The sequence below is a fragment of the Streptomonospora salina genome (assembly GCF_014204715.1).
GTDB classification, from domain to species: domain Bacteria; phylum Actinomycetota; class Actinomycetes; order Streptosporangiales; family Streptosporangiaceae; genus Streptomonospora; species Streptomonospora salina.
The window spans coordinates 252,987-271,495 of the sequence record NZ_JACHLY010000001.1 but is presented as its reverse complement, the minus strand read 5'-3'; the positions used below and the strand labels follow the sequence as shown (position 1 = coordinate 271,495).

16 protein-coding genes are annotated in these 18,509 nt (G+C 74.2%); 8 read left to right on the top strand and 8 right to left on the bottom strand.

The annotated features are described in order from the left end of the window. Positions 1-20: 20 nt before the first annotated feature. Positions 21-1,649, bottom strand: a complete 1,629-nt coding sequence (locus tag HNR25_RS01215; RefSeq protein WP_184632678.1) for an MFS transporter — start codon at positions 1,647-1,649, stop codon at positions 21-23. A gap of 224 nt (positions 1,650-1,873) precedes the next feature. Between HNR25_RS01215 and HNR25_RS01210 the strand changes: the two genes are divergently transcribed. Then, the gene (locus HNR25_RS01210) at positions 1,874-5,068 is read left to right on the top strand and encodes an AfsR/SARP family transcriptional regulator (RefSeq protein ID WP_184632676.1); all 3,195 of its coding nucleotides are present in this window, start codon (positions 1,874-1,876) and stop codon (positions 5,066-5,068) included. 266 nt (positions 5,069-5,334) lie between these two features. On the opposite strand, the gene HNR25_RS01205 is transcribed toward HNR25_RS01210, so the two are convergent. Beyond that, on the bottom strand, positions 5,335-5,562 hold the full coding sequence (locus HNR25_RS01205) for a hypothetical protein (protein ID WP_184632674.1): 228 nt from the start codon (positions 5,560-5,562) through the stop codon (positions 5,335-5,337). Positions 5,563-6,021: 459 nt separating this feature from the next. Here HNR25_RS01205 and HNR25_RS01200 point away from each other — a divergent pair, with 459 nt between their 5' ends. Continuing rightward, positions 6,022-6,231 (top strand): dodecin, encoded by a 210-nt coding sequence (locus tag HNR25_RS01200; RefSeq protein WP_184632672.1) that lies wholly within the window; start codon positions 6,022-6,024, stop codon positions 6,229-6,231. 127 nt (positions 6,232-6,358) lie between these two features. On the opposite strand, the gene HNR25_RS01195 is transcribed toward HNR25_RS01200, so the two are convergent. From HNR25_RS01195 to HNR25_RS01185, 3 genes are all read right to left on the bottom strand, one after another. Next, positions 6,359-7,786, bottom strand: a complete 1,428-nt coding sequence (locus HNR25_RS01195; RefSeq protein WP_312862290.1) for a metallopeptidase TldD-related protein — start codon at positions 7,784-7,786, stop codon at positions 6,359-6,361. After that, positions 7,783-9,270 (bottom strand): TldD/PmbA family protein, encoded by a 1,488-nt coding sequence (locus HNR25_RS01190; protein WP_184632670.1) that lies wholly within the window; start codon positions 9,268-9,270, stop codon positions 7,783-7,785. The genes HNR25_RS01195 and HNR25_RS01190 overlap by 4 nt, the downstream gene beginning before the upstream one ends. 114 nt (positions 9,271-9,384) lie before the next feature. Then, the gene (locus HNR25_RS01185; RefSeq protein WP_221457400.1) at positions 9,385-10,131 is read right to left on the bottom strand and encodes a VldE C-terminal domain-containing protein; all 747 of its coding nucleotides are present in this window, start codon (positions 10,129-10,131) and stop codon (positions 9,385-9,387) included. A 417-nt stretch (positions 10,132-10,548) separates the two neighbouring features. On the opposite strand from HNR25_RS01185, the gene HNR25_RS01180 reads away from it, so the two are divergent. Both HNR25_RS01180 and HNR25_RS01175 read left to right on the top strand, forming a co-directional pair. Beyond that, the gene (locus HNR25_RS01180) at positions 10,549-10,998 is read left to right on the top strand and encodes a flavin reductase family protein (RefSeq protein ID WP_184638670.1); all 450 of its coding nucleotides are present in this window, start codon (positions 10,549-10,551) and stop codon (positions 10,996-10,998) included. A gap of 123 nt (positions 10,999-11,121) precedes the next feature. Next, positions 11,122-11,592: a GNAT family N-acetyltransferase gene (locus tag HNR25_RS01175; protein WP_184632667.1), complete on the top strand. Its 471-nt coding sequence runs from the start codon at positions 11,122-11,124 to the stop codon at positions 11,590-11,592. Positions 11,593-11,736: 144 nt separating this feature from the next. Here the strand turns inward: HNR25_RS01175 and HNR25_RS01170 are convergent, their stop codons facing one another. Continuing rightward, complete coding sequence (locus HNR25_RS01170) at positions 11,737-13,299, bottom strand: LCP family protein (RefSeq protein ID WP_184632666.1); 1,563 nt, start codon at positions 13,297-13,299, stop codon at positions 11,737-11,739. A 359-nt stretch (positions 13,300-13,658) separates the two neighbouring features. Here HNR25_RS01170 and HNR25_RS01165 point away from each other — a divergent pair, with 359 nt between their 5' ends. The 3 genes from HNR25_RS01165 (at position 13,659) to HNR25_RS01155 (ending at position 16,429) form a co-directional block, all read left to right on the top strand. After that, on the top strand, positions 13,659-14,558 hold the full coding sequence (locus HNR25_RS01165; protein WP_184632663.1) for an Lrp/AsnC family transcriptional regulator: 900 nt from the start codon (positions 13,659-13,661) through the stop codon (positions 14,556-14,558). Between the two features lie 115 nt (positions 14,559-14,673). Further along, entirely contained in the window at positions 14,674-15,549 is an 876-nt protein-coding gene (gene folP / locus HNR25_RS01160; protein WP_184632662.1) for a dihydropteroate synthase, read from the top strand. A 205-nt stretch (positions 15,550-15,754) separates the two neighbouring features. After that, positions 15,755-16,429: an RraA family protein gene (locus HNR25_RS01155; RefSeq protein WP_376767396.1), complete on the top strand. Its 675-nt coding sequence runs from the start codon at positions 15,755-15,757 to the stop codon at positions 16,427-16,429. 52 nt (positions 16,430-16,481) lie between these two features. Here HNR25_RS01155 and HNR25_RS01150 read toward each other — a convergent pair whose 3' ends face one another. Both HNR25_RS01150 and HNR25_RS01145 read right to left on the bottom strand, forming a co-directional pair. After that, a complete protein-coding gene (locus HNR25_RS01150; RefSeq protein WP_184632660.1) occupies positions 16,482-17,330 on the bottom strand; it encodes an NAD(P)H-binding protein in 849 nt (282 codons plus the stop codon). Continuing rightward, on the bottom strand, positions 17,327-17,758 hold the full coding sequence (locus HNR25_RS01145) for a nuclear transport factor 2 family protein (protein ID WP_184632658.1): 432 nt from the start codon (positions 17,756-17,758) through the stop codon (positions 17,327-17,329). The genes HNR25_RS01150 and HNR25_RS01145 overlap by 4 nt, the downstream gene beginning before the upstream one ends. An 89-nt stretch (positions 17,759-17,847) precedes the next feature. Here HNR25_RS01145 and HNR25_RS01140 point away from each other — a divergent pair, with 89 nt between their 5' ends. Next, on the top strand, positions 17,848-18,423 hold the full coding sequence (locus HNR25_RS01140; protein ID WP_184632656.1) for a TetR/AcrR family transcriptional regulator: 576 nt from the start codon (positions 17,848-17,850) through the stop codon (positions 18,421-18,423). Positions 18,424-18,509: the final 86 nt, after the last annotated feature.

Below are 18,509 nucleotides of genomic sequence, written 5' to 3'. Positions count from 1 at the left end.
ACGCGACGCGGCGAGCGGAATCAGCGGCCCTCGGTAGGAATCCCTTCCCCGCTGTGCGCCCCGGCGTCGGAGGCGCCGAGGGAATCCCCCGCGTCGCCTTCGCCGTTGCTGCCGCTGTCCTCGTTCTGCTCGCCCCCGGGCTTCAGGAACAGCCACGTCAGTCCCGCGATCGCCACGCACATCACCGCGCTCGCCCAGCCGACCGCCGACAGGCCGGTCATGAACGCGTTCTGCGCCGAAGCGAGCAGATCCCCGGCCGGGTTCGGGGGAAGGTCCGCGGCCGCCGCGGCGGCACCGGGCAGGCCGTCGCGAGCCTGCTCGGCGGCTGCGCCCGCCACGCCCGCCGGCAGCTCGATCACGGCGCGGTAGACGGCTGTGCCGACCGCGCCCAGGGTCGCCACGCCCAGCGCCATGCCCAGCTCCGAGCACGTCTCCGACATCGCCGACGCCGACCCGCTGCGCTCCTTGGGCGCCGCCGCGATCACCAGGTCGATCACGAGTACCATGAGAGGGCTGAGCCCGAAGGTGATCAGCGTACTGGCCACGATGCCCAGCACCAGGCCGCCGTCGCCGCCGATCCGGGTGAACATCGCGAACCCGATCGCGGCCACCAGCAGGCCCAGCGCGATCGTGCGATTGGCGGGCAGCTTGGCGGCAACCGCCGGCGCGATCATGGCGCCGGCGATGTTGGCCACCGCGTAGGGCGCCATCCACAGCCCGGCCCGGATCGGCGGCAGCTCTTGCACGATCTGCAAGTACTGTGCGAACAGCAGCACGAACGCGCCCAGCGCCAGCGTGCCCAGCAGCAGGCTGCCCAGCCCGACGGTGAACGCCCGGAACCGGAACAGGCCGACGTCCATGAGCGGGTCCTCCAGCGACCGCTGCCGCCGCACGAACACCCCGCCGAACACGAAGCCGACCAGCACGATGCCCACCGCCGGCGCGCTCCAGCCGTTCCCGGCGGCGTCCTTGACCGCGTAGACGATCGGCAGGATCGCGGCCAGCGACAGCGCGACGCTGATGAGGTCGATGCGCCCCGGATCGGGGGTGCGGTACTCCGGCAGCAGGAGCGGTGCGGTGATCAGCAGGAGCACCATCACCGGAACGCCCATGAGGAAGACCGCCCCCCACCAGAACCACTCCAGCAGGGCGCCGCCGATGAGCGGGCCGATCGCGCCTCCCGCGCTGAAGCAGCTCAGCCACACCGCCACCGCGAATCCGCGCTGCTTGGGGTCGTGGAACATGGTGCTGATCAGCGACAGTGTCGAGGGCATCAGCGTCGCCCCGGCGATGCCCAGCAGTGCGCGCGTGGCGATCAGCATCTCGGCGCTGACCGCGTAGGCCGCCAGGACCGAGGCGGCGCCGAAGCAGGCCGCACCGATCATCAGAAGGCGCCGGCGGCCGATCCGGTCTCCCAGTGTGCCCATCGTGATGAGGAATCCGGCGATCATGAAGCCGTAGATGTCCAGGATCCACAGCTGCTGACTGCTGCTGGGTCCCAGTTCGGCGGTCAGGTGCGGCAGCGCGAGGTGCAGGACGGTGAAGTCGAGAGCGAGCAGGACGGTCGGCAGTGCCAGCACCGCCAGTCCGATCCACTCCCGCATACCGGCCCGGGGGCCGGCATGCGGGGTTCCGGTGTCGGACGACATCGAGGGGCCTCCTGTCAGCGGACTCCAGGCGGCGCCGTGGAGCCTCTCGGGTGCACGGGTTCGGCGGCAGGCGGTCGGCGGTGGCCGCACAGGGCCCGGCCACCGCGCGGGAACCGCGGCCTGCCGCCGCTCACAGTCCGACCGTTCCGCACGCGGGTTCCGGAAAGGCTCCGGGACGGCTCCGCCCTCCGCCGCGTGCGTGCCCGCTGCACTACGGTGGGGCCATGCGATTCGGGGTGCTGGGCGCTCTGGAGCTCCGCCGCGCCGACGGCGAGCCCGTGCGCGTGCCCGAGGCCAAGGTGCGCGCGCTGCTGGCCGCGCTGCTGGTGCGCGACGGCCGCCCGGCCGCAGCCGAGCGCCTCGTCGACGAGCTGTGGGGCGAGCACCTGCCGGCGAACCCGGCCCGCGTGCTGCGGGCGAAGGTCTCGCAGCTGCGCCGAGTGCTGGGGCACGCTGAGGAGGGGGGACGCGACCGCCTCCGGCACGGGCCGGCCGGCTACCGGCTGGCCGCCGAGCCCGACGAGGTCGACGCCGGGCGGTTCCGCGCCCTGGTGGAGAGCGCCCGCCGGGCCTCCGACCCCCGCGTCGCCGCCGCCCGCTACGCCGAGGCGCTGGCGCTGTGGCGGGGCCCCGCCTATGCCGACGTCGCCGACGACGCGTTCGCCGCAGCCCCGGCCGCCCGCCTGGCCGAGGAGCGGCTGACCGCGGTGGAGGAGCAGGCCCGGTGCCGGCTGGAGCTGGGCGAGCACGCCCTGCTCGCCGACGAGTTGCGCGATCCGGTCGCCGAACACCCGCTGCGCGAGCGGCTCGTCGGCGTGCACATGCGTGCGCTGTACCGTTCGGGCCGCCAGGCCGAGGCTCTGAACGCCTTCGACCGGCTGCGCCGCCGCCTGGCCGAGGATCTGGGCGCCGATCCCGCCCCGGAGACCGCCGCGCTGCACCGGCAGATCCTGCGCCAGGTCCCCGTCCCTTCGGAGGGCGCCGCGCCCCAGCGTCCGCGAACCAACCTGCCCGTCCCGCTCAGCGGCATCGTGGGCCGCGAGCGCGAGGTCGCCGAGGTCCGGGCGCTGCTGGCCGACGAACGCCTGGTCACCCTGGCCGGGCCCGGTGGAGTCGGCAAGACCCGGCTGGCCCAGGAGGCGGCGAGCGGATCCGCCGGCGGTGCGGCGGGCGCGGTATGCCTGGTCGAACTGGGCTCGCTGGCCCCCGCGGCCGGGACCGACCCGGCCGAGCGCGTGGCCGAGGCGATCGCCGTCGCCCTGGGCGTGCGCGACGACGCCGGCGACGCCGGCGCGAGCCCCGCCGCCCGGCTGGCCGACCGGCTGCGCGCCGGCGGCGGCCTGCTCGTGCTCGACAACTGCGAGCACCTCGTGGAGCCCGTCTCCGGGCTGATCACCGAGCTGCTGGGGGCCGTCGGCGGCCTGCGCTGCCTGGCCACCGGCCGCGAGCCGCTGGGTATCCCCGGCGAGCACGTCTACGACGTCCGCCCGCTCGCCGTGCCGGAGGGCGAACTGCGCGTGGACGACGCGACGGCCCTGCCCGGGTCGGTGCGGCTGTTCGCCGCCCGCGCGGCGGCCGCCGCGCCCGGATTCGTCCTCGACGAACGCACCGCGCCGGCCGTGGCCGACATCTGCCGCCGCCTGGACGGCCTGCCGCTCGCGCTGGAACTGGCCGCCAACCGGGTCCGCACGCTGGGCGCCGACGGACTCGCCGCCCGACTGGACGACCGGTTCGGCGTGCTCGGCGCCGGCGGACGCGCGGCGCCGCGCCGCCAGCAGACCCTGCGGGCGGTCTTCGACTGGAGCTGGGACCTGCTCTCCGAGGACGAGCGCACGGTGCTGCGCCGTCTGGCGGTGCACGCCGAGGGCTGCGATCTGGAGGCGGTCGAGAAGGTGTGCGCCGACGGGGAAGACCGCCCCGGCGACGTCGTGGACACGCTGGCCCGCCTGGTCGAGCGGTCCCTGGTCACCGCTGTCGACAGCGGAGACGGACCCCGCTACCGGCTGTTGGAGTCCGTCGGCGCCTACGCCGCTGAGCGCCTGGCCGAGGCCGGCGAAGCCGCGGCGGTGCGCGAACGGCACATGCGCCACTACGCCGACGTCGCCGAACGTGCCGAGGCACTGCTGCGGGGCCACGACCAGCAGTCGTGGCTGCGCCGCCTCGACCAGGAGAGCGCCAACCTGCGCACCGCCTTCGACACCGCCGAACGCATCGGCGACACCGGCGCCGCCGTGCGGCTGGCCCTCGCCCCGTTCTGGTACCGCTACCTGCGGGGCCGCTTCGGCGAGGCGCACCGGCTGCTCGTCCGCGCCGACGAACGCGTCGGCGGAGCGGGGCCCGCGCGCGCTTGGCGGTGCGCCGCCGAGCTGCTGGTCACCGCGCCCGAGGAACCGGTGGAGGTGGCGCGCGCGGGCCTGGCCGCACTCGGCACCGACGAGGAGGCCGAGCGTGCGCGCGTGGGCTGGTTCCTGGGATCGGTCCTGCTGGAGTTCGGCGAAGCCGCCGCCGGGGAACCGCTGGTCGAGGAGGCCCTTGAGGCCGTGCGCGCACGCGGCGACCGCTGGGGCACCGCCGCCGCGTTGAACGCCCGCGCCTGGATCGCCCACGCGCGCGGACGCCTGGAGCGGTTCGAGACCGACGCCCGCAGCGCGCTGGAGCTGTTCCGCGAGGTCGGCGACCAATGGGGCCAGTTGCAGGCGATGCCGGCGCTCAGCCAGCGCGCGAAGGCGGCCGGCGACTACACCGAGGCGTTCCGCCTCGACCGCGCGGGCCTGCGCATCGCCGAGGGGCTGGGGCTGTGGACCGAGGTCTCCTACCGGCTGTCCGAGCTGGGCCGGCTCTCCCTGCTCAGCGGCGATCACAGCGCGGCCGAGGAATTCCACCGCCGGGCCGCCGGCCTCGCGCGCGAGCAGGGCGACCGGTTCGGCGAGCGGTTCGCCGAGCTGGGCCTGGCCATGGGCGACCGCCGCGGGGGCCGGTTGGACCGGGCGGCCGAGCGCCTGGCCGACTGGCTCCGCCGGCACCGGGCGTCCCAGGGGCCCTCGGCCCTGGCCGTGGTGCTGGCCGAACTGGGCTTCGTCGCCGAGCAGCGCGGAGACGCCGGCGAAGCGCTGCGCGTGCACACCCAGGGCCTGGCGGCCGCTCGCGCGACGGGATCGCCGCTGGCGCTCGCCCTCGCCTTGGAAGGGATGGCCGGGGCCTGGATCCTGGCCGGCGACGCCGCCCGCGGCGCCCGCCTGCTGGCAGCGGCCGCCGCCGCCCGGGAGTCGCTGGGCATGCCCCTGCCCCCGGGTGAACGCGGCGACGTCGACCGCATCGCCGCCGCCGCCCGCCGGATCCTCGGCGCCGGGGCGTTCGCCGCCGAGACCGCCGCCGGCCGCGCGGCGGGGCCCGACGAGGTCGACACCGGACAACCGTGACGTTTCACGATCTGCGGGTCGGTCATCCCGCGAGGGTGCGGCGAGGGGCCGACGGCGTGGATCCGCGTCGGTGCACCGCCGTCCGCGACGGAGCGACCGGGCCCGCGCTACGGTGCGGCCGGTGTGCGCCGACGAGTACGCGGACGGCGCTGCGCGCCGCACGGCCCCGTCGCCGCGGCTTCCAGAGGCCCCGCCGTCGGCGCCCTGTGGGGGCAACGACGTTTCGGGCCGGCCTCGGCGCGCCGCGCCCCTGCGCAGGACGCCCCTTAGCCCTCGAAGTCGGCCACGGCCACGGTTTCCGACAGAAACCCGCGCCGGTCGAGGAACTCCGCCAGGTAAGCGCGGTGCTCGTCGCAGGCCACCCAGGTCTTGCGGCGGTCGGGAGTGTGCACCTTCGGGTTGTTCCACACCAGGACCCACGCGGCATCGGCGCGGCAGTCCTTGCGGGAGCAGTGCGGCGCCTCTTCCTCGGGCGCTGCTCCGCTTTCCGTCACCGGGGTCCTCCCCCTCCTGCTCGTTCTCCGGCGCACCCGGACGCTGATACGCAAAGTACCGGTCGGTGCGCATGAAAAAGCGACGTCGGGTGGCTACGGGGGCAAACCACCCGACGTCGCATGCGGTGCTCCGACGGGGGCTCGAAACACCGCGGTAGCGCTCCGACGGGGGACCGAAGCGCTGGACACCAATGTACACGGCACACCCCGGATGTACGTCAAGACTCAGTTACGACGTTGTCTCGGGAGGGTGCAGTGCCCGGAGAGCCCAAAGTCCCAGAACATGAACAAACGCCCATACATCACGTCTGTCACGCTGCGCGGTCGCGGCGGGCCATGGAAAAGCAACGGCGTGCTTATCTCGACGCAAAGCGGTCAGCGGTCCCGGCGAGCCCCCGTTGCCGCCGAGCGCGGCGGCGGCAAGTGTGAGGGAATACGCTCGAGGAGGAGGCAGTACCCATGTCGCACAGCACCTACAGCGTCACCGAGGTCGTCGGCAGCTCGCCCGACGGCCTGGAGCAGGCCATCCGCAACGGGATCGACCGCACGGCCGCCACCGTGCGCCACCTCGACTGGTTCGAGGTCACCGAGATCCGCGGCCATCTGGAGGACGGCGCGATCGGCCACTTCCAGGTGGGGATGAAGGTCGGTTTCCGCCTCGACGAGTAGCCAAGGACCGCCGCCGACGCCCTGCAGCGGCGCCGGCGGTGCCGCGGGGCGGGCTCCGGTGGCCGGCGGGCCCGCCCCGCCCCGGTTCCGGCGGTGCGGGGTCCGGGACGCGGCGGGCGGCGCGGTGTCAGGACGCCTGGCTGACCGTGGACATGTTGAAATCGGGGATCCGCAGCGGCGGCATGGCCGTGCGGGGAAAGCTGTCGCCGATTTCGCGGCCCAGGGCGGGCACGGTGGCTCCGGCCTCGGTGGCGCGGTCGAGCAGCGACACCGGCGACTCGTTGAACCGGAAGTTGTTCACCGCGCCGGTGACCTCGCCGTCCTCGACCAGGTAGACGCCGTCGCGCGTCAACCCGGTCAGCAGCAGGCTCTGCGGGTCGACCTCGCGCACGTACCACAGGCACGTCAGCAGCAGGCCCCGCTCGGTCCGGGCGATCATCTCGTCCAGGCTCGCCGTTGCGGATCCGGACTCCAGCACCAGGTTCTCGACGTGCGGGGTCAGCGCCAGACCGGTCAGCTCCGCCGACCGGCGGGTCTGGGGCAGAGCGGCGAGCGTGCCGTCGGAGATCCACTCGGTACGCCCCAGCGGCCGGCCGTTGTCGAAGGCGGTCACCCGCCGCCCCGGCGCGCCGGCCGCGACGAAGGGAGCGCACTCCAGGCCCGCATAGGCAGGGTCGCTGAACAGGGTCAGCGGCATGTCCGCGAGCCGTTCGCCCACGCGGGTGGCGCCGGCGCCACCGGAGCCGGAGAACACGGTGCGCCCTTCGGCGGCGTCGCGGGCCGTGGCGGAGAAGTACAGCAGCGCCATCATGTCGGCGACCGCGCTGGGCGGCATCAGGGTTTCGTAGCGCCCGGCTGGAAGGTCGACCCGCTGCCGGGACCAGCGCACCCGCCGCGCCAGTTCGTCCTCCAGCTCCTCGGCGTCGACGTCGGCGAAGTCGCGCGTGGCCCGTCCGGCCCACGCCGAGTGGCCGCCGTCGGCGGTGGAGAAGGACACTCCGGTCTTGGCGTTGAGTTCGACCGTTCCCGAGGGCTGGTCGTGGCGCAGCCGCACCCCGGTGGAGCTGCCGAAGAAGGTGGAGGCGACGGTGTGCTCGGCGTAGCCGTAGAACCGCCGCTCCGCCGCCGACCCGCGTCGGAAGGCCCGCCCCAGGCCCGGCGCCAGTCCGGAGAACACCGAGATGTCGGTGGTGGGGACCGGGGCGTCCCAGTCGGTGGACTCCGACACCGCCGTGTCGCCGGGTTCCAGCAGGGCCACGGCGTCCTCGGCCGGAAGGGCCTGGGATGCGGCCGCCTCGGCCGCGCGCACCAGGTCCTCCAGGTCGCCGCCCGCCACGCCGGTACGGGTGCGCACACCCACCGACACGCCGCGGTCGGAGCGGCACAGCGCGATCACCGTGACCGTGCGGGACTGCGTGGATCCGTTGGTGGTCAGCGAGTTCCCGGCCCAGCGCAGGTTGGCGCTCGCGCCGTCCTCGACCAGCACCATGCAGCCGTCCGCGCGGGCCAGCCCCAGGACCCGCTCCACCACCGCCTGCGGAGTCGTGCCGCTCACTTGCCTGCCTCCTGCACTGTGTTGAGGATGCGGATGCCGGAGAAGGCCGCGCTGGGGCAGCCGTGGCTGACCGCGGCCACCTGCCCCGGCTGTCCCTTGCCGCACATGAACGAACCGCCCAGCTCGTAGGTCTGCGGGCCGCCCAGCGCGCGCATCGCACCCCAGAAGTCGGTCGTGGTGGCCTGATAGGCCGCGTCGCGCAGCATCCCCGTGATGCGGCCTCCGGCGATGCGGTAGAACCGCTGCCCGGTGAACTGGAAGTTGTAGCGCTGCATGTCGATGGACCAGCTCTTGTCACCGACCACGTAGACGCCGTCCTCGACACCGGCGATCAGCCCGTCGGTGGACGGGCCGTCGGGATCGGCTGCCAGCGACACGTTCGCCATACGCTGGATCGGCATCGTGGCGGGGGAGTCGGCGTGGGCGCAGCCGTTGGAGGAGGCGTAGCCCTGCACGTGCGAGATCCGGCGGTCGCGCTGGTAGCCCGTCAGGACGCCGTCGCGGACGAGGTCGAAGGAGGAGGTGGCCACGCCCTCGTCGTCGTAGCCGACGGTGGCCAGGCCGTGCTCCACGGTGCGGTCGCCGGTGACGTTCATGATCGGCGAGCCGTACTGCAGGCCGCCCAGCCGGTCGGGTGTGGCGAACGAGGTGCCGGCGTAGGCGGCCTCGTAGCCCAGCGCCCGGTCCAGCTCGGTCGCGTGGCCGACGGATTCGTGGATGGTCAGCCACAGGTTGGAGGGGTGCAGGACCAGGTCGTAGGTCCCGGGCTCGACACTGGGCGCGGCCAGCTTCTCGGCGAGCAGCTCCGGAAGCGAGTCGATCTCGGGTTCGACCCGGGCGAGGTACTCCCATCCGCGCCCGGCCGGCGGCGCGATCGTGCGCATGCTGTCGAGGACGCCGTCGCGGGCGGCGAACACCTCGGCGCCCGGCGCGATGCGCACCCGCTGCTGGGTGGTGGTCGTACCGGCGGTGTCGGCGTAGAACTTCTGCTCCTTGACCGCCAGCATCGACGCGTCGACGTGGTCGACCCGGCTGTCGTCGAGCAGGCGGCGGCTCCAGCCGGCCAGCATGGACGTCTGCTCGCGCGGGGCGACCTCGAAGGGGTCGATCTCGTAGGAGGACACCCAGGTGGCGTCGGGGTGGGCCGGTTCGGCGGCGAGCTCGATGCGGTCGGTGGCGGCCGCGGCCGAGACCGCGGCGACCTGCACGGCGCGCTCGGCGACGGCCGCCGCGGTGTCGGGGCTCAGCTCGGTCGCGGCGGCGAAGCCCCACACGCCGTCGTGCACGACCCGCACGGCGAAGCCGAGGGTGTCGCTGTCGGACTCGCTGTCCAGCGCAGCGTCGGTCAGGGCGAGGTAGCGGCCGCGGATCCGTTCCAGGCGGAAGTCCGCGTGCTCGGCGCCCAGGTCGCGGGCCCGCTGCAGCGCGGCGTCGGCGAGCCGCCGCATCGGCAGGGCGAGGAAGTCAGCATCGATATCAGGCACGGGTGCCAACCTAGCGACAGCGCGCACTCCGGTGCCAGGACCGCGCGGGCCTGTGGACGCGTTCCCGCGCGGCGCCCCGGATGTGCGCGGCCGTGCCGTGCCCGCGGTCAGGGGTCATCCGCCGCGCTGGACGTCGACGTGGACGTGGTCGAGGTGGCGCAGGATCGCGTTGTCGGGGTCGCCGGCCTCGTAGGGCTGCCAGCCGCCGCGGGGGTCCCGCGCGCTCCAGATCTCGTCGTCGAAGATCACGTGGGCCACGTGCAGCTGTTCGGCGTGGGCGACCAGCCAGTGCGCCAGCAGCCACCCCTCGCGCCGGTTCTCCTCGCTGACGGGACGGTAGAAGACGTCGACGGCGCGCCCGTCGTAGTGCGCGGAGTCCTCGCCGTGGCCGGAGGAGACGCCGCCGGTCTCGTAGCCGCCGACGCTCATGGTGCCGAAAACCTCGCCGGCGGAGTCGAGCAGCGCCTGGGCGCGCGGGGTGAGCCCGCTGTCGGTGAGTTCCTGCTCGCCGAGCCCGCTCCCGGTGGAGACCCGGCAGGTCAGGCTGGGTCCGGGGCCGTCGGTCGGTCCCTCGCGCAGGCGCCGGAGCGCGTCGCCGTCGATTCCGGAGGTGTCGGGCGCGTCGGCGCCGCGGGCCCGGAGCGCCACCGCCGTGGTCGCCCGGCGGGCCTCGTCCGACGACAGCATGACCGTTCCGTCGGCGGTGTCCACCGAACACGGGGCGGCCCAGGGCAGCACGGTTCCGTCGAGCCCGGCCCGGGCCAGCAGCCACGGCCCGCCGACGGCGACCCCGCCGGCGCACACCGCCAGGACCGCAACGATCACCAGGGTACGGCGGCCCCGAGACGAAGACGTGCGCATATGCCGGACTCTAGTCGGCCCGGTGCGCGGCGTCGCGTTCGAATCCGTGCGGTGCGCGGCCGCCGCACCGGTCGGGGGCGCACGCGCACCGCATCCGCCGATGAGGCGGCACCCCCGTTCGCTGTCGGCGAAATCCTTCACCCGCTGCGACGGAGTGCGGGGAACGGGAGCCGAGCGGCCCGCAGGCGGCGGAACGCCGTGTGAGAACCTGCGCACACGGGGCGTGGAGCGGGAATAGCGCGCCTACGCGATCGGCTGACCCGACGGAGGACACCGGTGTCGACGGGCGGACGCCCCACACACAGGACGGAGGCGCGCGTGCGCAGATCGGCGGAGGCGGAACCCGGCTCGGACGGCGGGTATGCACAGCGGCTGGACCGGGACGGCGACGTCGCCGCCGAGGGGTTCCGCCGCGTGATGGGCGAGCACGCCGCCGGGGTGGTGGTGGTGACGGCCGAGGCGCCGCACGGGCCCGTCGGGGTGACCGCGACCTCGTTCACCAGCGTGAGCCTGGACCCCCCTCTGGTGTCCTTCTACATCGACGACCGCTCCTCCACCTGGCAGGGCCTGCGTGAGGCCCCCGCCTTCGCGGTCAACATCCTCGGCGAGCACCAGCAGGAAGTCGCATCGCGCTTCGCCGCCCGCGGCGTCGACCGCTTCGCGCCGCCGACGCGGTGGCGGCGCGGCTCCGAGGACCTGCCGCTGCTGCACGGTGCGGCGGGCCACCTGCTGTGCCGCAAGCACGACGTCCTCGCCGTCGGCGACCACTGGCTGGTGGTCGGCCGCGTCGCCCAGTCCCGGGTTTCGGCCGAGGCCGGCCGCCCGCTGGTGTACCACCGCGGCCGCTACGGCGGGTTCTCCGCCTAGTACGGCGGCCGGAAACGCCGGCAGGCTGTGCCGCCCGCGGACGGCTCCTGGCGGCGGACCGGCCGCGCAGTGCCGCGGAGAATTCCGGGTGCGGCGGCGCCGTGCCGCTGCGAGTATGCGTCTGTGGAGCCACCCGATTTCGCCGTCCGCCGTGCGGTCGGCACCGACGCCGCCGCGGTGGCCGGAGGCTGGCTGCGTTCGTTCGCAGCGGCGCTTCCGACCGTGGACCGAGCCCATACGGACGAACAGGTCCGGTCCTGGATCCGGGAGATCGTCGTACCCGGGCAGGAGACGTGGGCGGCGACCGTCGCAGGCTCGGTGGTCGCGATGATGGTGCTGGACGGCCAGGACCTCGCCCAGCTCTATCTCGATCCGCGCTGGCAGGGCCGGGGCATCGGCGGGCGCCTCGTGCGCCTGGCCCAACAGCGTCGCCCGGCCGGGTTGGCGCTGTGGACCTTCCAGGTCAACGAATCGGCACGGCGTTTCTACGAGCGGCACGGCTTCGTCGCTGCGGAGCGCACCGACGGCCGGGGCAACGCCGAACGCGAGCCGGACATCCGGTATTCGTGGCGCCCCGGGTCCGCTGACGGGTGATCCGGGAGGCGCTCCGTCGCCGCACTCCCGCGGTCGGCACCGACGCCGCCGCGGCCGGGCGTGGGCGCCGCCCTGGTGCACTGGACCCCGGTCCCGCCGACCGGCGCGGGGGCCGGGGTCACGCGGTGCCGTGCCGCCGCCGCGTCAGGGGCACAGCGCGTCCAGGGCGGTAGCGTCGTCGCCGACCTGGCGCCCCGGCGCCTCGGGCGAGGGCTCGTTCAGCCCCGTGTACTCCTGCCATGCGGTTTCGCCCGCGCCGCCCGCGCCGTCCTCGGCGCCGCCGGAGCCGCCGTCGCCGGGCGAGGCCGAGGGGGCGACCTCGTCGTCGCCGTCGGCCTGGCCCTCCTGCTCGGCCGCCTGGGCTTCCTCCTGATCACCGATCGCTTCGGCGATCAGCCCGCGGATCTTCTTCCAGTCCGGGTGGGCGGTGGTGACCTGGGGCGGCGAGAGTTGCAGCGTCGACATCCGCCCCTGGTCGGTCACCAGGTCGGCCAGGTCCAGAAAGGACGCGACCTTGGATTGGGGGATGTCGGTGCGCAGCGTCTTCTTCGTGGCCCCCGCCAGCTCCTGGAAACTGGTCAGCACCGTTGCGGGGTCGGTCTGCTCGGCGACGTACTTCAGCAGGCACCCCTGGCGGCCCATGCGCGCGTAGTCGTCGCTGTTGACGCGGCTGCGGCCGTACCACAGCGCCTCGTATCCGTCGAGGTGCTGGTCGCCCTCCTCCAGGATGTTGCCCTCCTGGCCGTAGGGGATGGGGTCCTCGATGTGCACGTCGATGCCGCCGACGGCGTCGATCAGCGAGGAGAAGCCCTTCATGTCCACCAGCGCGTAATAGTCCAGGTCCAGGTCGACGAGGTTGCCGATGACGCGCTTGAGCGTGTCGGCGGCCGGATCGTCGGCCGAGGGATCGATAGCCAGCTCCTCGGGCTCCTCGGCGACGGTCTGGTAGACGTCGTTGAGGAGATGGTCGAAGCCGTAGGGCGGCGGGTAGCGCTCCGCTAGGGCGGTGTCGTCGGGGAACTGCGCGTTCTCCAGGTTGCGTGGAAACCCGATCAGCACCACGTCGCCGTGGTCCACGTCGATGCTGGCCACGATCATGGAGTCGGTGCGCATCCCGTAGCGGTTGCTGCCGGCGTCGCCGCCCAGCAGCAGCACGTTGACCCGGTCGCGCCCGGTCCACGGGTCGGACGCGTCGTGCGGCGGCTCGCCCTCGGGCTCGGTTCCGAAGACGGAGTTGAGGGTGTCGTAGGCGGTGTAGGCCGTGCGCACCACCGCGGCCGCCGGTACGGCCACCGCCAGGCACAGCACGGCCACCGCCACGGCGCTCGCGGTGCGCAGCAGCAGGCGCGATCCCGGAGGCCGCAGGATCGTCCAGGCGTGCACGATCACGGTCATCCACAGCACGGCGATCGCGAACGCTGCGACCGAGGCGGTCAGCAGCCAGCGCCCCTGCACGGCCAGTTGCGCGCCGCGCATGACGTCGCCGTTGACGAGGAAGGCGCCCACCGCTGCGGCGGCCACGAGCACGAGGTAGCAGCACAGGATCGCCCATCCGGCGGCGCGCCGGCGCATGCGCAGGTGGGCGATACCGGGCACGGGCAATGAGGCGGCCGTCCACAGCAGCGCTCGCGCGGTGGTCGCAGGGCGGGAGGCGGCCTCGGGCGCACCGGGCTCCTCCGGCTCCTCGCGATCGCGTGCTTGTGCCATGGACTCCCCTTCTAGCCGACCGTCCCCACATGCGCGTCGTCCGACGACAGCGGTCGTCGGACGGCGGGGCGTCGTTTCCTTCTCCTACCGCACACGGCGTCGGATATGCCGCAGAACAGTGTCTCGCTTCGCCGGAGCTGTTCGCACACGCACGGCCATCCGCACCATGATCGTTGTCTGCCCGGGATGTCGGTATACCCACCTGGTTGTCCGTATCTCCGGCGATGGAGGGGCAAAGTCGTCCTTGTTTCTTTCGTGATCAGTAGTTAACCGTCGCAACAACTGCCATGATCTGGCCGCAGGAGGGGGCGGCGCCCGGGGGGAATGGGTGCCGTCATGTAAGGGAAAGGCATGCAATCGTGCTCGATGCGGTCGATGCCGCGCTCATCAGAGCGCTGCAGGGGGACGGAAGAGCGACATACCAGGCACTCGCCGACGGCGTAGGGCTGTCCCGGACAGCGGTCCGGGCGCGCGTCAAGCAGCTCGTCGGCGCGGGTGCCATCCGGATCGTGGGAGTGCTGCACGCCGGAGTACTGGGAATGGAGGTGTTCGCCCACATATCCTTCCGCGTCACCGGGCCCCTGGGTCCGGTGCTGGAGGAGCTGGCCGAGCGCGAAGCCGTGGTTTTCGCAGCGCAGACCGCCGGGCGCTTCCCGGTCGTGGCCCACGTCCGGGTGCGCGACGACGAGGCGCTGGCCAAGGAGCTGGGCGTGCTGCGCTCGCTGACCGGCGTCACCGGGGCCGAGGCCTTCCGCGGTGGAGCGATCGCCAAGGACGCCTACAGCAGTGTGCGCGAACTGCGCGACGTTGCGATCGACCCGCTGGACTGGCGGCTGGTCCGCCATCTCCAGCGGGACGGGCGCGCGTCCTACGCCGAGCTCGCCCGCCAGGTCGGCCTCTCCCAGGCCGCCGCGCGCTCGCGCGTGGTGCGCCTGATCGAGGCCGGCGTCGTCCACGTCACCGCGATCGCCGAACCGGCCGCGGTGGGCGCCAGCGAGAAGGTCGGATTCGGCCTGCGCTGCCGCGGCGACTCGGGCGCGGTCGCCTCGCGGCTCGGTAGCCTGGCGGGGGTCACGTTCCTCGCCACCGGCTTCGGGCGCTACGACGCCATCGGCGCGGCCAGCGCCGCCGACCGCCCGTCGCTGGTGGAGGCGCTGGAGTCCGTGCGTTCCTGCTCCGACGTCACCTACGTCGAGACCTGGGAGCACCTGGCGGTGGCCAAGGAGCGCTACGGCGGCGACTCCGCGCCCGCCGACTGAGCGGCCGCGCCGGGACCGCATCGGCCCCGCCGCGAGCGGCTTCGCGGCGGGGCCGATGCGGTGCGGTGCCGTGACCGGCGGCACGGGCGGCGATCGAGGGGAAACGGGGGGGGCGATGAGCGACGAGGCGGCGCCGGGAGGGGTGCTGCGGCTGCGCGGACGCGAATTCGGCCCCGGGGCCCACGCGGTGATGGCGGTGGTCAACCGCACCCCCGACTCCTTCTACGACCGCGGCGCGACGTTCCGATTCGACGCGGCGCTGGCCGCCGCCGACGCGGCCGTCGCCCACGGCGCCGACATCGTCGACGTGGGCGGTGTCAAGGCGGGCCACGGCGCCCACGTCACCGCCGCCGAGGAGATCGGGCGCACCGCGCCGTTCGTCGCCGCGCTGCGCGCCCGCCACTCCGGGGTGATCGTCTCCGTCGACACGTGGCGCTCGGAGGTGGGCCGCGCCTGCGCCGAGGCCGGCGCCGACCTGATCAACGACACCTGGGCGGGCGCCGACCCCGCCCTGGCCGCGGTGGCCGCCGAGGCCGGCGCCGGGCTGGTGTGCAGCCACACCGGCGGACTGGCGCCGCGCACCGACCCCCACCGGGTGCACTACGCCGACGTGCTCGCCGACGTGGCCGCCACCGTCGGCGGCCTGGCGCACCGCGCGGTGGAGCTGGGGGTGCGCCCCGACCGGGTACTGGTCGACCCCACCCACGATTTCGGCAAGAACACCTACCATTCGCTGGAGCTCACCCGCCGCCTAGACGGCTTGGTCGAAACCGGGTGGCCGGTCCTGGTGGCGGTGTCCAACAAGGACTTCATCGGCGAGACGCTGGCCGCCCCCGTCGACGGGCGCGGCCCGGGCACGCTGGCGGCGCTGGCGGTCTCGGCCTGGCAGGGGGCGCGGGTGTTCCGGGTCCACGACGTGGGCGCCGCGCGGGCCGCGCTGGACGCGGTCGCCGCACTCGGCACAGGCCGCAGCGGAGGTCGCAGCATGTAACCGACGGTAGCGCCTTTTTGTTTTTTCCCTTCCCCACGTCTTGCGTGCCAGTTAAGTTACCCGTGAGTATAAGAGCAGTCGGGCCGCAGGGGGAGAAGCTCCGGCTCTCCCGCCGCGCCGCCCGCGGTCGGGACGCCGGGTGCGCCCCGCCGGGGCCGAGGAGGCGCACGCGGCCCGCACGGCGCGCTTGCAATTGGAGGCTGACGTGGCGCTTGCGGAAACCATGACGGCGATGGGTACGGCCGCGCTGACACGGTGCGGAGCCAGACCCCTGGGCTCGCACCTGTTCGCGGTCTGGCCCGGGGCGTCCTTCGCCGCCACCGCGCTGCCGGTGCGCTGCGCACCCGGTGACAACCTCGCCCTGCACGTGGCCGTGGCCCAGGCTCCGCCCGAGACCGCCCTGGTCGTCGACGTCGCCGGCGAACCCGAGTACGGCTACGTCGACGAGATCCTGACGGTGGCCGCCCGCATGCGCGGCCTCAGCGGGATCATCATCGACGGCTGCGTCAGCGACGTCGCCGCCATCGCCCGTTCCGGACTCCCCGTGGTCAGCGCCGGCGTCTCGGTGCGCGCACCCGGGCACGACGCCGGCGGCGAGGTCGGCCGCGACGTGCCCTTCGGCGACGAGCGCACGACTGCGCCCGTGCGCCGCGGCGACTGGATCGTCGCCGACGACGACGGTGCGGTGTGCCTGCCGCGCGGCCGGGCCACCGCCATCGTCGCCGACACCGTCGAAGCCGTCGCCGCCGAAGAGCGCATCGTCGACGCGGTGATCGCGGGCGGCAGCACCCTGGAGCTGCTCAACCTCGACCCCTCACGGGTCGCCGGATGGGACGGTGCGGGTGCCGCCGCCGGCCACTCCGCCGAACGCGCGGGCTGAGCGCGGCGCAGGAGCGACCCCGCGCACCGGCCGCTGCCGCCCGCGCGGCCCCCTACCCCAGGCTCTGCGCGTGCCGCCGCACATGGGTGCGGAAGTCGCGCGGCGGGCTTTGGGTGATCCGCTCGACGGTGTCGGTGGTGCGGTCCTCGGCTCCCTCGGCGATGGCCGCGTCCAGGTCGGCGAGCACGGCCGCGAACTCCTCCGGTATCTCGCGGGCCAGCCGGTCGCGCATCCCCTCGCGGGTCAGCCGCCGGTGGACCACGGCGCGTCCGGTCTCCTCGGCGATGACCGCGGCGGCGTCGGCGTAGCTCAGCGCCTCGGGGCCGGTGAGGACCAGATCGGTGTCGGGCGAGCGGTCCGCGGTCAGCGCGCGGGCGGCCACGGCCGCGATGTCGTCGGCGTCGACGAAGCCCACCCGGCCCCCGTCCGTGGCGGTCAGCACCTCTCCGGTCTCGCGGATGCTGCGCGCGTGCGCGTGGTCGCCGGTGAAGTTGTCCATGAACCACGACGGCCGCAGTACCGCCCACTCGCCGAACACCTCCGGCAGCTGCGCGTGGACGCGCCCGGCGGCCATGCCTCCGGCGGGGATCGCCGAGGAGCTGAGTAGCACCGCGCGGCGCACCCCGGCTGCGCGGGCGCGCTCCAGGAAGGGCAGTACGGTCCCGGCGGGCTCCGCGGACCCGAGGGGCGGGATCAGGTAGAGCCCGTCCGCGCCCCGCAGCGCCCGGTCGTGCGTGCCCGGGTCGTACCAGTCGAAGCGCACGGCCTCGGCGCCGGCGACGGGCGCGGCGCCGCGGCTCGCGGCCGTGACCCGGACGCCCTGCGCGGTGAGCCGGGCGGCCACGCGGGTGCCGGTGGTGCCGGTGGCGCCGACGACGAGGACGGCCGCGGCGCCGGTCACTCCCGGCTCCGGGCGAAGTCGGCCGCCGCGCCGTGTCCGGTCGGGACAAGAGGGTTCCAGTAGTCGCGGAAGCGGGTGATGCGGCCCTCCTCGACGGTCACCACGGTGATGTAGTCCATTTCGAACGGGTCGCCGGTCTGCACCAGCCGCCCCGTCGCGCGCATCTCCACCACGGCGGTCGCCGGGTCGTCGGTCCCGTGGATGTGCAGGTCGGGGATGTCGTGCAGGTCGATGTGGTCGGGGTAGGCGCGCATGTAGCCGGCGACGGCCGCCTTGCCCTCCAGCCGTTTGGGCCACCCTTCGGGGGCGAAGGGGAATTCGGCGACGCCGTCGTCGTACCACAGCCCGACCCAGGCGGGGATGTCCTTGTCCAGCAGCAGCCGCAGGCTGTGGCGGATCAGCTCCGCCGGTCGCATCGGTGGGGTCACAGGGGGTCCCTTCCGGTAGAATTCGGACTGTCGGTCCGCTTCTAGGAATATACGGACCGAGGGTTCGCTTATGCAACCGGAGGAGACCCGTGCCCGAGCGCAAGCCCCGCGCCGACGCCGAACGCAACCGCGAGGCGGTCCTCGCGGCGGCCGACGACCTCTTCGCCCGCTGCGGCGACCCGGAGGAGGTGACCATGGCCGAGATCGCCTCCGCCGCCGGAGTCGGCAAAGGCACGCTCTTCCGCGGCTTCGGCGATCGCACCGGCCTGATCCGCGCGCTCTACGGATCCCGGTCCGAACCGCTCCTGCGGGCCGTCGCCGAAGGCCCCGCCCCCCTCGGCCCCGAAACGCCGCCGGCCCGACGCGTGCCCGCGGTCCTCGACGCGCTGCTGTGCCTCAAGCTCGACAACCGCCACCTGTCCGTGGCGCTGGAAGCGGACGGGGCCGACAGCCCCTACAGCGCCGCGCACTACGACCGGGCGCACGGCATGGTCCGCGCCATGCTGGAGGCCGTCCCCGGATTCGGCGACGGCGACTTCGCCGCCCACGCGCTGCTCGCGGCGGTACGCGCCGACCTGGTCGACCACCTGGCCGGCCGGCAGGGGCTGGGCCGGGAGCGGCTGCGTGCGGACCTGGCCGCCTTCACCGCCCGCGTCCTGGGGTGATGCCGCCGTCGACCCCGTCCCCACAGCAGCGGGAAACGCGTGCCGTGCCGGTAGGCACGAGACCGACGACGGCGACGGCACAGTGA

Bases quoted from the DNA above. Each gene is read 5' to 3' on its own strand.
- HNR25_RS01215 (WP_184632678.1), bottom strand. From the start codon at position 1,649: ATGTCGTCCGACACCGGAACCCCGCATGCCGGCCCCCGGGCCGGTATG.
- HNR25_RS01210 (WP_184632676.1), top strand. From the start codon at position 1,874: ATGCGATTCGGGGTGCTGGGCGCTCTGGAGCTCCGCCGCGCCGACGGC.
- HNR25_RS01200 (WP_184632672.1), top strand. From the start codon at position 6,022: ATGTCGCACAGCACCTACAGCGTCACCGAGGTCGTCGGCAGCTCGCCC.
- HNR25_RS01185 (WP_221457400.1), bottom strand. From the start codon at position 10,131: ATGCGCACGTCTTCGTCTCGGGGCCGCCGTACCCTGGTGATCGTTGCG.
- HNR25_RS01180 (WP_184638670.1), top strand. From the start codon at position 10,549: ATGGGCGAGCACGCCGCCGGGGTGGTGGTGGTGACGGCCGAGGCGCCG.
- HNR25_RS01170 (WP_184632666.1), bottom strand. From the start codon at position 13,299: ATGGCACAAGCACGCGATCGCGAGGAGCCGGAGGAGCCCGGTGCGCCC.
- folP (WP_184632662.1), top strand. From the start codon at position 14,674: ATGAGCGACGAGGCGGCGCCGGGAGGGGTGCTGCGGCTGCGCGGACGC.